The following is a 12,317-nucleotide window of genomic DNA, read 5'->3' on the forward strand; positions in this document are numbered from 1 at the left end:
AAGAACCTCATGTTCAGCCGCCTGCGTTCCGACATCCAGTGCATCCTCGACCGCGACCCTGCCGCGCGCAGCAAGTGGGAGGTGCTCACGTGTTACCCGGGACTGCATGCGATCGTGCTGCACCGGGGCGCGCACTGGCTGTGGCAGCGCGAACTGCGCTGGCTCGCACGCTTCCTCTCGCAGTTCGCGCGCTGGATGACCGGCATCGAGATCCACCCCGGCGCCGTCATCGGCCGGGGCGTGTTCATCGACCACGGCATGGGCGTCGTCATCGGCGAGACCGCCGAAGTGGGCGACGGCTGCACCATCTACCAGGGCGTGACGCTGGGCGGCACCTCGCTGTACAAGGGCGAGAAGCGGCACCCCACGCTGGGCCGGAACGTCGTGGTCAGCGCGGGCGCGAAGGTGCTGGGCGGCTTCACGGTCGGCGACGATGCCAAGGTCGGCAGCAATGCCGTCGTGATCAAGCCCGTGCCCCCCGGCGCCACGGCGGTGGGCATCCCCGCGCGCATCATCCAGGCCGAAGACACCGCCCGCCGCGAGGAAGCGGCGGCGAAGATGGGCTTCTCCGCCTACGGCATCACGGCGAGCGACGACCCGCTGTCGCAGGCGATGAAGGGGCTGATCGACAACGCCTCGGCGCAGGAGCACCAGATCGCGCTGCTCTGGCAGGCGATCGAGAAGCTCTCGTCGCAACGGCAGGCCGGGGACTGCGTGCCGCTGGACGCGCAGGTCACCGAGCAGTTCGAGAAGGAGAAGCTGACGCAGCTGGTGGGGAAGTAGCTACTTCACCCGCACCGCGTTCTTCGGGCGGAACGCCTTGCAGACCTCGTCGTTCGTTTCGAGGTACGGCCCGCCGATCAGGTCGATGCAGTAGGGCACCGCGGCGAAGATGCCCGGCACGACCTGCCTGCCGTCTTCCTTCAGGCCTTCCAGCGTTTCCTGGATCGACTTCGGCTGCCCGGGCAGATTGATCACCAGCGTGTTGGCGCGGATCACCGCCACCTGGCGCGACAGGATGGCGGTGGGCACGAAGCGCAGGCTGATCTGCCGCATCTGCTCGCCGAAGCCCGGCATCTCCTTGTCGGCGATGGCGAGCGTCGCCTCCGGCGTGACGTCGCGCTTCGCCGGGCCGGTGCCGCCGGTGGTGAGCACCAGCGCGCAGCCGGCATCGACCAGTTCGACCAGCGTCGCGCTGATGCGCTCCTGCTCGTCGGGGATCAGGCGTTCGTGGAAGGTCAGCGGGTTCTTCAGCGCGCGCCCGAGCCAGTCCTTCAGCGCGGGCAGGCCCTTGTCCTCGTAGACGCCGGTCGAGGCGCGGTCGCTGACGGAGACGATGCCGATGGTGACGGGGTCGTGCTCACTCATGTTCTTCCTGCTCCAGCTGGTCGCGCACCATCTGGAAGATCTCGCGATAGGCCCGGCCGCGGCGCGGTGCCTGCCCGCGCGAGACTTCGTCCGCGCTCGGCGCGCCGTCCTTGCGCGCCTGGCGGACCAGCGCGCGCAGCTGCTGCGAGTCGGTTGCGGGGTGCGCCTGCAGCCACGCGTGCACGGCCTCGTCGTCGGCGATCAGGTCGTCGCGCCATTTCTCCGCCGCGTGCAGCGCCAGCGTCTGCTGCGCCGAACCGCTGCGTTGTTCCTCCAGCGCGTCCCGGACGAATTGCAGCGCCTCCGGCTCGAGCTGGCGCATCAGCTTGCCGACGTACTGCAATTGCCGGCGCCTGCCTTCGAAGTTCGTGATGCGGCGCAGCTGGTCGAGGGCGGTCAGCAGCGACTCCGGCAGCTCCAGGCGTTCCAGCAGGTCGGCGCGCAGCGTGAGCAGCGCTTCGCCGACCTTCTGCAGTTCCAGGCTTTCCTTCTTCAGCTCGGTCCGGCTCGGCTCGCCACCCGTCTGTTCCGCGCGCAGTTCGAGATCGAGCTCGCTGCCTTCGGCGACGAAGTGGCCTTTGACGAAGTAGCCTTTTTTGGGTTTGCGGGACATGGGGGGAGTGGAGCCGAAGGGAAGCGCGGCCGTGGCGTGCCGTGTTGCGCAAGTATCATAGCCCGCCATGAACAAAGCCCCCGCGCGAGCGCCATCCGGTTTCAGCTACAGCCGTGCCGATTTCGAGGAACTGGTGGACTTCGCCCTGGCCCATGCCCGCACCCTGGGCGCCACCGACGCGGGCGCGGAAGCGTCCGAAGGCTGCGGCCTGAGCGTGTCCGTGCGCAAGGGCGAACTGGAGACGGTCGAGCGCAACCGCGACAAGTCGCTGGGCGTCACGGTCTACGTCGGCGCGCGGCGCGGCAATGCGAGCACGTCCGACTTCTCGCGCCCGGCGATCGAGCGCACGGTCCAGGCCGCCTACGACATCGCCCGCTTCACCGCGCAGGACCCCGTGGCGGGCCTGCCCGAGCCCGACGACATCGCACCGCCGGATGCGCAGCCCGACCTCGACCTCTTCCATCCCTGGGACGTCACCAGCGAACAGGCGGCGGAGCTGGCGATCCGCTGCGAGCGCGCGGCCTTCGCCACCGACGCGCGCATCACCAACAGCGAAGGCGCCGGCGTGTCGGCGCAACAGAGCCACTTCTTCAGCGCCCACACGCATGGCTTCCGCGGCGGCTACGCCAGTTCGCGCCACTCGATCTCCGTCGCGCCCATCGCCGGCCGCGGCGACGACATGCAGCGTGACGCGTGGTACAGCTCCATGCGCTCGGCCTCCGAGCTGGCCTCGCCGGAATCCATCGGCCGCTATGCCGCCGAGCGCGCGCTGGCGCGCCTGAAGTCGCGCAAGATCCCCACGCGGGAGTGCCCGGTGCTGTTCGAGTCCCCGCTGGCCGCCGGCCTGCTGGGCGGCTACGTGCAGGCCACCAGCGGCGGCGCGCTGTACCGCAAGAGCACCTTCCTGCTCGATGCGCTGGGCAAGCAGGTCTTCCCGGACCACATCGACGTGCTGGAAGACCCGTTCGTGCGCCGCGGCAAGGGCAGCGCCGCTTTCGACGAGGAAGGCGTGCGCACCCGCGCGCGCAAGGTGGTCGATGCCGGGCGGGTCGAGGGCTATTTCCTCAGCAGCTATTCCGCGCGCAAGCTGGGCATGAAGACCACCGGCAACGCCGGCGGCTCGCACAACCTGTCGCTCACCTCGCGCCGCACGCAGCCGGGCGACGACCTGGTGCAGATGCTGAAGAAGCTGGGCACGGGGCTGTTCGTCATCGAGCTGATGGGGCAGGGCGTGAACTACGTGACGGGCGACTACTCGCGCGGCGCGAGCGGTTTCTGGGTGGAGAACGGCGAGATCGCGTTCCCCGTGCAGGAGATCACCATCGCCGGCAACCTGCGCGACATGTTCATGTCGATCGAGGCCGTCGGCGCCGACGTCTACAACTACGGCGCCAAGACGGTGGGGTCGATCCTGGTCCCGCGGATGAAGGTCGCCGGCTCGTAATCGGCCGACGGGCCGCGCATCAGTCCGCCGCGAGCGCGTCGCAGCGCTCCCGCACCCATGCATGCAGCTGCTGGACGGCGGGCGAGAACTGCTTGCGGTGCGGGCACACGAGGTGCAGCGGCGCCGGCTCGCCCTGCACCTGCGGCAGCAGCCGGACCAGCCGCCCGGCCAGCACGTCGTCGCGCACGTCGAGCCAGGACTTGTAAGCGATGCCATCCCCTTCGAGCGCCAGACGGCGCGCGACGTCGCCGTCCCCCGCCTGCAGCGATCCGCGCACCCGCACCTGCCGCCGGTGCCCGTCTTCCACGAAGGTCCACTGGTCGTGCGCGCGCTCCCCGCGCGTCCAGGGCAGGCAGTCGTGCTGCGCCAGCTGGTCCACGCTCGCCGGCGTGCCGCGGCGCGCCAGGTAGCCCGGCGAGGCGACCAGCACGCGCCGGTTGGCCGGCGCCAGCGGCAGCGCGATGAAGCTGGCGTGGGTGCTGGGGCTGTAGCGGAAGGCGACGTCCACCGGCTCGCGGAAGACGTCGCTCACCTGGTCGGAGAACACCAGCCGCAGTTGCAGCGCCGGGTGGCGGCGGCGGAAGGCGGCCAGCCAGGGCAGCAGCACGTTGCGCCCGAAGTCGGAGGGCGCCGCGATCTGCAGCATGCCGTTGAGCGCACCGCCGGGCATGGACCGCAGCCTTTCATGGCCGTCGCGCAGCGCCTGCAGCGCCTCCTGGGCGTAGGGCAGGTAGCGCTCGCCCTCCGCGGTCAGGCGCAGGCTGCGGGTGGACCGCGCGAACAGCCGCACGTCGAGCGCGCGCTCCAGGCGCTGGATGGCGGCGCTGACCTGGCCGGGCAGCAGGTCGGCTTCGCGAGCCGCGCCGGAAAAGCCACCCAGCGCGGCGGAACGGACGAACAGGCCCAGGTCGTCGAGACGGATCATCTTCACGAATCCAATGAAAGTGCTTCCCGATTTTCCGGCTTTTTCAATGGAACGCCGCAGCCCACCATGCAGGCCTGTTCCAACCCCAAGAGAGAGGAAGCCGCCATGAAAGCCATCGTGTACGCCCGCCACGGCCTGCCCAGCAGCCATCCCGAAGCCCTGTTCGACCTCGAGCTCCCCGCGCCGACGCCGGGTCCCCGCGACCTGCTGGTGCGCGTGCAGGCAGTGTCGGTGAATCCGGTGGACACCAAGGTGCGCGGCAGCAGCCCGGTGCAGGAGCCCCGCGTCCTCGGGTGGGACGCCGCCGGCGTGGTCGAGGCGGTCGGTTCCGGCGTGACGCTGTTCCGGCCGGGCGACGCCGTCTTCTATGCCGGGGACATCCGCCGTCCCGGCAGCAACAGCGAACTCCAGCTGGTGGACGAGCGCATCGTGGGCCATCGCCCCCGCTCGCTGTCGCCGTCGGATGCCGCGGCGCTGCCGTTGACGTCGATCACGGCGTGGGAGCTGCTGTTCGACCGCCTCGGCGTGCCGGAAGGTGGTGGCGAGGGCCAGAGCCTGCTGATCGTCGGCGCCGCCGGTGGCGTGGGTTCGATGCTGACGCAGTACGCGCGGCGGCTCACGAAGCTCACCGTGATCGGCTCGGCGTCACGGCCGGAGACGGCGGAATGGGTGCGGGCGCTCGGTGCCCACCACGTCGTCGATCACGGCCGGCCGCTGGCCGCGGAACTGCGCGCCGCAGGGCTGGCGTCCGTCGACCTGGCCGCGAGCCTCACGCACACCGATGCGCACTTCGCCCAGCTCGTCGAGGCGTTGCGGCCGCAGGGTCGGCTGGCGCTGATCGACGATCCGCAGTCGCTCGACGCCAGGGCGCTCAAGTCCAAGAGCCTGTCGCTGCACTGGGAGATGATGTTCACGCGGTCCCTGTACGAGACGCCGGACATGGTCCGGCAGCACGAAGTGCTCGAGCGCGTGGCGGCCCTGGTGGACGAAGGCGTCGTGCGCACCACGGCCAGCGAGCACTTCGGCACGGTGAACGCCGCCAACCTGCGGCGGGCGCACGGCTTCGTCGAAAGCCATCGCGCCCGCGGCAAGGTGGTGCTGGAAGGGTTCTGAAGGCGGCGGCTCAGCCCGCCAGCGCCGCCTTGACCGCGGCGCTCACCTGGCCCATGTCGGCCTTGCCGGCCAGGCGCTGCTTGGCCGCGCCCATCACCTTGCCCATGTCGCCCGGGCCCTTGGCCCCGACTTCCGCCACGATGGCCTTCACTTCGGCGGCCACTTCGTCGGCGGACAGGCGCGCGGGCAGGTAGGCCTGCAGCACGGCCACCTCGGCCTGTTCCTTGTCGGCGAGGTCCTGCCGGCCCGCCTTCTGGAAGGCGTCGATGCTGTCCTTGCGCTGCTTGAGCAGCTTGTCGACGATGCCCACCACCGCGGCGTCGTCGAGCTCCACCCGTTCGTCCACTTCCTTCTGCTTGATGGCCGCGGTGAGCATGCGGATGGCGCCCAGGCGCTCCGTCTCCTTGGCCCGCATGGCGGCCTTCATGTCTTCGGTGATGCGTTCCTTGAGCGTGGTCATGTGGTTTCCTCGGGTGGAATGGAAAAAGCCCGGCTGGGCGTCCCCAGGCGGGCTTTTCGAAGCGGTCGCGGGCCGGGGCTCAGTAGAGCTTCTTCGGCAGCTGCATGCTGCGCACGCGCTTGAAGTGGCGCTTCACGGCGGCGGCCTTCTTGCGCTTGCGTTCGGCGGTCGGCTTCTCGTAGAACTCGCGCGCGCGCAGTTCCGTCAGCAGGCCCAGCTTCTCGATGGTGCGCTTGAAGCGGCGCAGCGCCACGTCAAACGGCTCGTTTTCCTTGACACGAATGGTCGTCATGACTTCCAGAATATTCAGGTGGCAGGTGAAGATCGAGGACACCCGCCGATGTTTCCCCCGCCTGTGGTTTCGATCAGGCCGGCGAGGGTTTGCCAGCAAAGCCCGCGATTATAGCCGCCCTCCGGAATCCGGCAACCGGCGGGCCGGTGGCGGCGGGTGTCCTGCGGGCAAAGTCGCCGCTGCCGAGCCAGCTGCCGGGACGCCCCTTGCTACGATGGGGGCCGCATGCAAGCCGGTCCCAGCCCCGTCCCGCAGGACGTCAACCTCGACAATTGCGACCGGGAGCCCATCCACATCCCCGGACACATCCAGCCGCACGGCGCCTTGCTCGCCTTCGACCGTGGCGGCGTGCTGCGCTGGGTGAGCGGCAATGCGTCCGAAGTGCTCGGCGTGGCGCTGCCTGCGCTCGGCGAACGCCTAGGGCTGGCCCATTTCGACGGCGAAGCCGTGGTGGCGCTGGCCGTCGCCGGCGAACTGGCCACCGCCCCCGAAGCCGGCGCCGTTCCCCGCCAGCACGACGTGGCGCTGGCCGGCCGCTACTTCCACCTGATGCTGCACCACTCCGGTGAACTGCTGGTCGCCGAGTTCGAGCCGCAGGCCCCGGACGACGATGCCGCGGCCTTCGCGATCCAGGCGCACCGCGGCCTCGACCGCCTGCGCCGCGCGAAGAGCCAGCAGGAGCTGCTGGAGATCGCGGTCCAGGAGGTGCGGATCCTCACCGGCTTCGACCGCGTGATGGCCTACCGTTTCCGGCACGACGGCAGCGGCGAGGTCGCCGCCGAGGCACGCGAGGCTTCGCTGGAGCCCTTCCTCGACCGCCGCTATCCGGCGGCCGACATCCCGGCGCAGGCGCGGCGGCTCTACATCGCCAGCACCCTGCGGCTGATCGCGGACGTGCGCGCACAACCTGCGCCGCTGCTCGGGCGCGAGCCGCAGCCGCTGGACCTGTCGCATTCGGTGCTGCGCAGCGTCTCGCCGGTGCACATCGAATACCTGAACAACCTGGGGGTCGGCGCCTCCATGAGCGTGTCCATCGTGATCGGCGACGCGCTCTGGGGAATGATCGCCTGCCACCACGGCACCGCGCGGCACGTGCCCTACGGGCTGCGCATGGCGTGCGACGTTCTCGCCCAGGTCCTCGCGGCGCGGCTGCAGAGCCTGGAGGCGGCGGAGCATGGCCGGCGCATCGCGCGGGCAGCCAGCCTGCGCAGCCGCATGGTCGAAAGCCTGCTGGTCACCGACGACACGGTCGCAGCGCTGGCGCCGTCCGCGGCCGAAGTGGCGCTGGCGCTCGACGCGGAAGCCGTGGTGGTGGCCGAGGGCGGCCGGCTGGCGCTGCACGGCGGCATCGAGGAGCCGGCCGCGCGCGCCTTGCTCGGGTGGCTCGAAGCGCCCGACGTTCCGCTGCAAGGCGGGCTGCTCGCCATCTCCGGCCGCGCCGCCTTGCCCCCGGCACTGGCGCAGGCACTCGGTCCCTGGTGCGGCATCCTCGGCCTGCGGCACGACGAGGCCACCGCGGGCTGGGTGCTGGTACTGAGGCGCGAACAGGTGGAAACGATCGCCTGGGGTGGGCGGCCCGAGAAGCACTACGTCAACGGCCCGCTGGGCCCGCGCCTGACGCCGCGCGGATCGTTCCAGGAGTGGCGCGAGACCGTGCGGGACACGGCGGTCCCCTGGAGCCCCACCGACCTGGAGATCGGCAGGCAGTTGCTGGATGAACTCGGGCGCGCCAGCGCGGCGCGCCATGCGGAGCTGGTGCGGGCGCGCAACCAGCTGCTCGCGGTGCTGGGCCACGACCTGCGCAATCCGCTGCAGGCGATCTCCATGAGTTCGCACCTGCTGGAGCGGGGCGCGGACACGGCGAAGGTCGGGCAACGCATTCAAAGTGCCACGAGCCGCATGCAGAGGCTGATCGGGCAGGTGCTGGACATGTCGCGGCTGCAAAGCGGCCTGGGGCTCGGCTTCGCCATCCGGGAAGTGGAGCTGCGCGAACTGGTCGAAGCGCTGGCCGACGAAGTCACGGCCGCCCTGCCGGGGACCGTCATCGACCGTCGCCTGCCCGAGGCGCTGCGGGCCCACGCCGACCCGGATCGCCTGTCGCAGCTCCTGAGCAACCTCCTGTCCAACTCGCGCCACCACGGCGCGGCGGGACGCCCCGTGACCGTGCAGCTGGAACAGGACGGCGACCACGTGGTGCTGCGGGTGCGCAACCCGGCGCCACCGATCCCGGAGGACGTGGCGTCGCAGCTGTTCTCGCCCTACAAGCGCCAGTCGGTCGGCAACACGCGCAACAAGGGCGGGCTCGGGCTGGGCCTCTACATCGCCCACGAGATCGCCCGCGGGCACGGGGGCTCTCTGGCGTACACCTACGAAGACCCGGACGTCGTGTTCACGGCGCGCTGGCCGGCGCGCCCGCCCGGTGCGGGGACGGACTAGCGGGATGCCGCCAGCGCCTGCGCGCAAGCGAAGCCGCTGGCCCAGGCCCACTGGAAGTTGTAGCCGCCGAGCCAGCCGGTCACGTCCACCACTTCGCCGATGAAGTACAGCCCCTTCTGCGTGGACTCCATCGTCTGCGACGAGAGGCTGCGCGTGTCGACGCCGCCGGCCGTGACCTCCGCCTTGCGGTAGCCCTCGGTGCCGGTGGGCACCAGCTCCCAGCGCGAAAGCCGTTCGGCCAGCTGCTGCAGTGCCTTGTCGCCGGCCTCGTTGACGGGCCGTTGCCACGCACCCTCCTGCTGCGCCCAGGCTTCGGCGAGCCGGGACGGCACCCACTGCGCCAGCTCGTTGGCGATCAGCTTGCGCGAACGCGCCTTCGCGGCGGTGAGGGCTTCGGGCAGGTCGACGCCGGGCGCGAGGTCCACCCGCAGCGGCGTGCCTTCCCGCCAGTAGCTGGAGATCTGCAGCACCGCCGGTCCGCTCAGGCCCCGGTGCGTGAAGAGCAGGTCCTCGTCGAAGGCCATGCGCTCCTTCTTCGCGCCGGTCTCGATGCGCACCGGCAAGGCGAGGCCCGCCAGCTGCGCGAAGGGCTGCCAGTGCGCGCCGTCGAACGTGAGGGGCACCAGCGCCGGCCGCGGCGCCACGACGCGCAGCCCGAACTGCTGCGCGAGGCGGTGGCCGAAGTCCGTCGCGCCGATCTTGGGGATGGACAGGCCGCCGGTGGCCACCGCCACCGAGCGCGTGGTGACCGCGCCCCGGTCCGTGTCGAGCGCGTAGCCGTCGCCGGTCGTGCGCACGGCGCGCACGCCGCACGGCTGCCAGTGCGTCACGCCGCCCGCGGCACATTCGGCCAGCAGCATGCGGATGAAGTCTTCCGAGGAGCGGTCGCCGAACAGCTGCCCCTTGTGCTTCTCGTGGAAGGGGATGCCGTGCTTCTGCACCAGCGCGATGAAGTCCTGCGGCGTGTAGCGCGCCAGCGCCGAGCGGCAGAAGTTCGGGTTCTCGCCCAGGAAGTGCTTGTGCGGCGCCCGCGGGTCGAGTTCGCGGTTGGTGAAGTTGCAGCGGCCGCCACCGGAGATGCGGATCTTCTCGGCCACCTTCTCCGCGTGGTCCACCAGCAGCACCCGCAACCCGAGCTGGGCTGCCACCCCGGCGCAGAACAGGCCGGCCGCGCCGGCGCCGATGACGACGGCGTCGAAGGAAGGGGGGCTGGCGTCGGGCATGGGCGCGGATTATCCGGTCGCCGGCAAGCTGGCACGGAAACCCCGCGCTGTTCCGCCGATCGGATCGTGCCCCGCGCTCCTACGATGCACGCACAACACCAGGAGAAGAGCGAGATGAAGAAGGCCTTGATGCTGCTGACCCTCGTCGCCGCCGCAGCCGGCGCCGCCCAGGCGGGCACCTATGCGGTTCGCCAGGAATCCTCCTGCCCGATCGTGTCGGCGGGCGAGCTGGCGCAGGCGATCCAGAGGGCGGGCAAGGTGAACAACCTCGACCTGCCCAAGGACATGCAGCTGCGCGGCGAACTGCATTGCGCGGCCGAGGGCAGGCGCTACGTCTACACCTTCCGCGCGTCGATCGAGAAGCAGGTGTCGGACGGCGAGCAGCTGCGCTGGGCGCCGGTGGCGCACGTGACGGGCTTCGGCAGCACGGGCGGCCGCACGGCGCTGCTGCGCCAGGTGGGCTTCACCGTCAGCGACGTGATCCGGCAGGAACCGTAGGAAGGATTCAGCGGGCCGCGGCAGCGGCCTGCTGGTGCCGGCCCGCGAGCAGGATGGAGAGGTGGGCCTGCTGCAGCGCGCCTTCGCGGCCGGGCTGCAACATGCTGCGCACGCCGGGCAGTTCGTCCAGGCGGAAGGCGCAGAGCACGAAGTTGCTGGCCGCCAGCTTCACCACCTCCGCCAGGGTCATGCTCCCCAGCAGGTCGGCCATCTCGGCGCTGATACCCAGGCGCAGCATGGCGCCGGCCCGGTCCTCCCGCAGCAGCTTCTGCGCCAGCAGCAGGTAGGTCAGGTTCAGGTCCGCGATTTCCTTGGTGGCGTCAGCCGCTTCCATTGACACGCTCCTCGCCGGAATGGCTTCCGGTCCTCTGCAAGGAGTGTGACATCTAGTTACGTTGAGTAAATCGCCGTTACTCGGGGACGAGCGGCCGCGAGCGTGAAGAAATGCTCAGGCGCCGGCCGCCAGCAGGGGGCGGCGCTTCTTGCCGGCGCGGGCCGGCGGGCGGCACAGCACGCAGACGTAGCTGTTGTGGTTCTCGTAGGCGTGCGCCACGAACTGGCCCCCACACTGTGTGCAGGCCGCGAGCTGGACCTGGTCACTGTCGAAGAAACGCACCAGCGTCCAGGCGCGGGTGAAGTCCAGCTCCGAGTCCTCGCCGAGCGCCTTGGCCTGCTGCTGGTACAGGCGGAAAGCCTTGATCAAGGCGTCCAGGCGATCGTCGGCGTGCGGGAGCATGCAGCGGTAGATGTTGTAGAACATCGACGCGTGGATGTTGGCCATCCAGGTCATGTACCAGTCCACCGAGAAGGGCAGCAGGCCCTTGGGCGGCGAGACGCCCTTGATCTCCTTGTAGAGGCGCACCAGCCGTTCGCGGCTCAGGTCGACCTCCGCCTCGAGGAACTGCAGGCGCGCGCCCAGGCCGATCAGCGTCACGGCAAGCTGCACCTGCCGTGCCTCCTGCAGCACGCTCTTCTGGCTCATCCCCGCTCCTTGGTTGGATGAGTTGTATTCTTATGTAACGGAAGGAAGGCGGCAAGGAGCCGCCGCCGCGCCGTTGTCGCAGCGCCTCAGATCGGCGGGAAGGCCCACTCCTCCTGGCGGCGCAGCCCGCCCAGCAAGGCCATGAACTGCGGCCGGAGGAGCTGCACCAGCGCGTCTTGGTCGCCGCGGATGCGGCTGGCCAGGACCACCACGCGCGCCATCTCGTCGGGCGTGAGGTCTTCGGGCGGCGCGCGCCGCAGCTGCTCGTACAGCTCGGTGCAGCGCGCGTCGAGGGCCGGCAGGTGCTCCCATTGCCGGTCGCGGGCCAGCGCGACGAGGTGCGCCAGCGTGCCGGCGAGCTGCTCGTAGCGCGCGAGGACTTCGCTGGTGCCCACCCCGGTGGCGATTACTTGTAGATGCCGCCGCAGACGATGTGGTCGTCCAGGCGCTCGCAGTAGGCGGTCTTCGGCTCGATCTTCTTGCTGACCGGGTTCACGAACTTGTAGTCCGTCCAGAACGTGCCCTTGGACTTGGCGAACTCGACGCGCTCCTTGATGTATTCCTTGCCGTCGATGTCCTTGATGTCGATGAAGTTCTTGCCGACCATCTTCTCGTTGGTGCCGTGCGCCACGCAGGTGCCGTCGATGCGGTGCACCGCCAGGTACAGGTCGCGGTCGTGGAATTCCTTGCTGTCCCGGCGGGTGATCTCGGCCAGGCCCTTTTCCAGGCCGTTGGCCTTGATGTAGGCCACGCCCCGCTTGACCATGGCTTCGGCTTCCTTGGCGTTCGCGGCGGGCTCGTTGGCGGCCCAGGTGGCGCCGGCGGCGGCGACGGCGGTCGACAGCGCGAAGGCGATCTTCAGTGCGGTTTTGTTCATTTCCCTCTTCCTCTGGGTTGGACTGGTCACCAGGGATTCTGGGGTGCCGGCCGCCCGCCCGATCGGCCGAACAAGGGGGCCTTTCG

Annotated in this window: 15 protein-coding genes; 5 read left to right on the top strand and 10 right to left on the bottom strand. The window is 70.2% G+C overall.

Features of this window, described 5'->3' with window-relative positions:
• The first annotated feature begins 9 nt into the window (after nt 1-9).
• The gene (cysE, locus tag IM787_RS13635) at nt 10-783 is read left to right on the top strand and encodes a serine O-acetyltransferase (protein ID WP_193677236.1); all 774 of its coding nucleotides are present in this window, start codon (nt 10-12) and stop codon (nt 781-783) included.
• Here cysE and mog read toward each other — a convergent pair whose 3' ends face one another.
• Entirely contained in the window at nt 784-1,368 is a 585-nt protein-coding gene (gene mog / locus IM787_RS13640) for a molybdopterin adenylyltransferase (RefSeq protein WP_193677237.1), read from the bottom strand.
• Nucleotides 1,361-1,981 carry a ribosome biogenesis factor YjgA gene (gene yjgA, locus IM787_RS13645; RefSeq protein ID WP_193677238.1) on the bottom strand — a complete coding sequence of 207 codons (621 nt, stop codon included), beginning with the start codon at nt 1,979-1,981 and terminating at the stop codon, nt 1,361-1,363. The genes mog and yjgA overlap by 8 nt, the downstream gene beginning before the upstream one ends.
• A gap of 67 nt (nt 1,982-2,048) precedes the next feature.
• Here yjgA and pmbA point away from each other — a divergent pair, with 67 nt between their 5' ends.
• The gene (pmbA, locus tag IM787_RS13650; protein ID WP_193677239.1) at nt 2,049-3,425 is read left to right on the top strand and encodes a metalloprotease PmbA; all 1,377 of its coding nucleotides are present in this window, start codon (nt 2,049-2,051) and stop codon (nt 3,423-3,425) included.
• Between the two features lie 19 nt (nt 3,426-3,444).
• On the opposite strand, the gene IM787_RS13655 is transcribed toward pmbA, so the two are convergent.
• Nucleotides 3,445-4,350, bottom strand: a complete 906-nt coding sequence (locus IM787_RS13655; protein WP_193677856.1) for a LysR family transcriptional regulator — start codon at nt 4,348-4,350, stop codon at nt 3,445-3,447.
• A 105-nt stretch (nt 4,351-4,455) separates the two neighbouring features.
• Between IM787_RS13655 and IM787_RS13660 the strand changes: the two genes are divergently transcribed.
• Nucleotides 4,456-5,463: a zinc-binding alcohol dehydrogenase family protein gene (locus IM787_RS13660; RefSeq protein WP_193677240.1), complete on the top strand. Its 1,008-nt coding sequence runs from the start codon at nt 4,456-4,458 to the stop codon at nt 5,461-5,463.
• Nucleotides 5,464-5,473: 10 nt separating this feature from the next.
• Here the strand turns inward: IM787_RS13660 and IM787_RS13665 are convergent, their stop codons facing one another.
• Both IM787_RS13665 and rpsU read right to left on the bottom strand, forming a co-directional pair.
• The gene (locus IM787_RS13665) at nt 5,474-5,923 is read right to left on the bottom strand and encodes a GatB/YqeY domain-containing protein (RefSeq protein ID WP_193677241.1); all 450 of its coding nucleotides are present in this window, start codon (nt 5,921-5,923) and stop codon (nt 5,474-5,476) included.
• Between the two features lie 79 nt (nt 5,924-6,002).
• Nucleotides 6,003-6,215, bottom strand: a complete 213-nt coding sequence (gene rpsU, locus IM787_RS13670) for a 30S ribosomal protein S21 (RefSeq protein WP_104301834.1) — start codon at nt 6,213-6,215, stop codon at nt 6,003-6,005.
• 225 nt (nt 6,216-6,440) lie between these two features.
• Between rpsU and IM787_RS13675 the strand changes: the two genes are divergently transcribed.
• Nucleotides 6,441-8,651, top strand: a complete 2,211-nt coding sequence (locus IM787_RS13675; protein WP_193677242.1) for an ATP-binding protein — start codon at nt 6,441-6,443, stop codon at nt 8,649-8,651.
• On the opposite strand, the gene IM787_RS13680 is transcribed toward IM787_RS13675, so the two are convergent.
• The gene (locus tag IM787_RS13680; protein ID WP_193677243.1) at nt 8,648-9,874 is read right to left on the bottom strand and encodes a BaiN/RdsA family NAD(P)/FAD-dependent oxidoreductase; all 1,227 of its coding nucleotides are present in this window, start codon (nt 9,872-9,874) and stop codon (nt 8,648-8,650) included. The genes IM787_RS13675 and IM787_RS13680 overlap by 4 nt on opposite strands.
• 84 nt (nt 9,875-9,958) lie before the next feature.
• On the opposite strand from IM787_RS13680, the gene IM787_RS13685 reads away from it, so the two are divergent.
• Nucleotides 9,959-10,372 (top strand): hypothetical protein, encoded by a 414-nt coding sequence (locus IM787_RS13685; RefSeq protein ID WP_193677244.1) that lies wholly within the window; start codon nt 9,959-9,961, stop codon nt 10,370-10,372.
• 7 nt (nt 10,373-10,379) lie between these two features.
• On the opposite strand, the gene flhD is transcribed toward IM787_RS13685, so the two are convergent.
• The 4 genes from flhD to IM787_RS13705 form a co-directional block, all read right to left on the bottom strand.
• Nucleotides 10,380-10,706 carry a flagellar transcriptional regulator FlhD gene (gene flhD, locus IM787_RS13690; protein WP_193677245.1) on the bottom strand — a complete coding sequence of 109 codons (327 nt, stop codon included), beginning with the start codon at nt 10,704-10,706 and terminating at the stop codon, nt 10,380-10,382.
• Nucleotides 10,707-10,820: 114 nt separating this feature from the next.
• On the bottom strand, nt 10,821-11,354 hold the full coding sequence (flhC, locus tag IM787_RS13695) for a flagellar transcriptional regulator FlhC (protein WP_193677246.1): 534 nt from the start codon (nt 11,352-11,354) through the stop codon (nt 10,821-10,823).
• Between the two features lie 86 nt (nt 11,355-11,440).
• Entirely contained in the window at nt 11,441-11,749 is a 309-nt protein-coding gene (locus IM787_RS13700; RefSeq protein ID WP_193677247.1) for a flagellar protein FliT, read from the bottom strand.
• An 11-nt stretch (nt 11,750-11,760) separates the two neighbouring features.
• Nucleotides 11,761-12,231: a cache domain-containing protein gene (locus IM787_RS13705; protein ID WP_193677248.1), complete on the bottom strand. Its 471-nt coding sequence runs from the start codon at nt 12,229-12,231 to the stop codon at nt 11,761-11,763.
• Between the last annotated feature and the right edge of the window lie 86 nt (nt 12,232-12,317).

It is taken from the genome of Ramlibacter pallidus (assembly GCF_015070875.1).
GTDB lineage: Bacteria > Pseudomonadota > Gammaproteobacteria > Burkholderiales > Burkholderiaceae_C > Ramlibacter > Ramlibacter pallidus.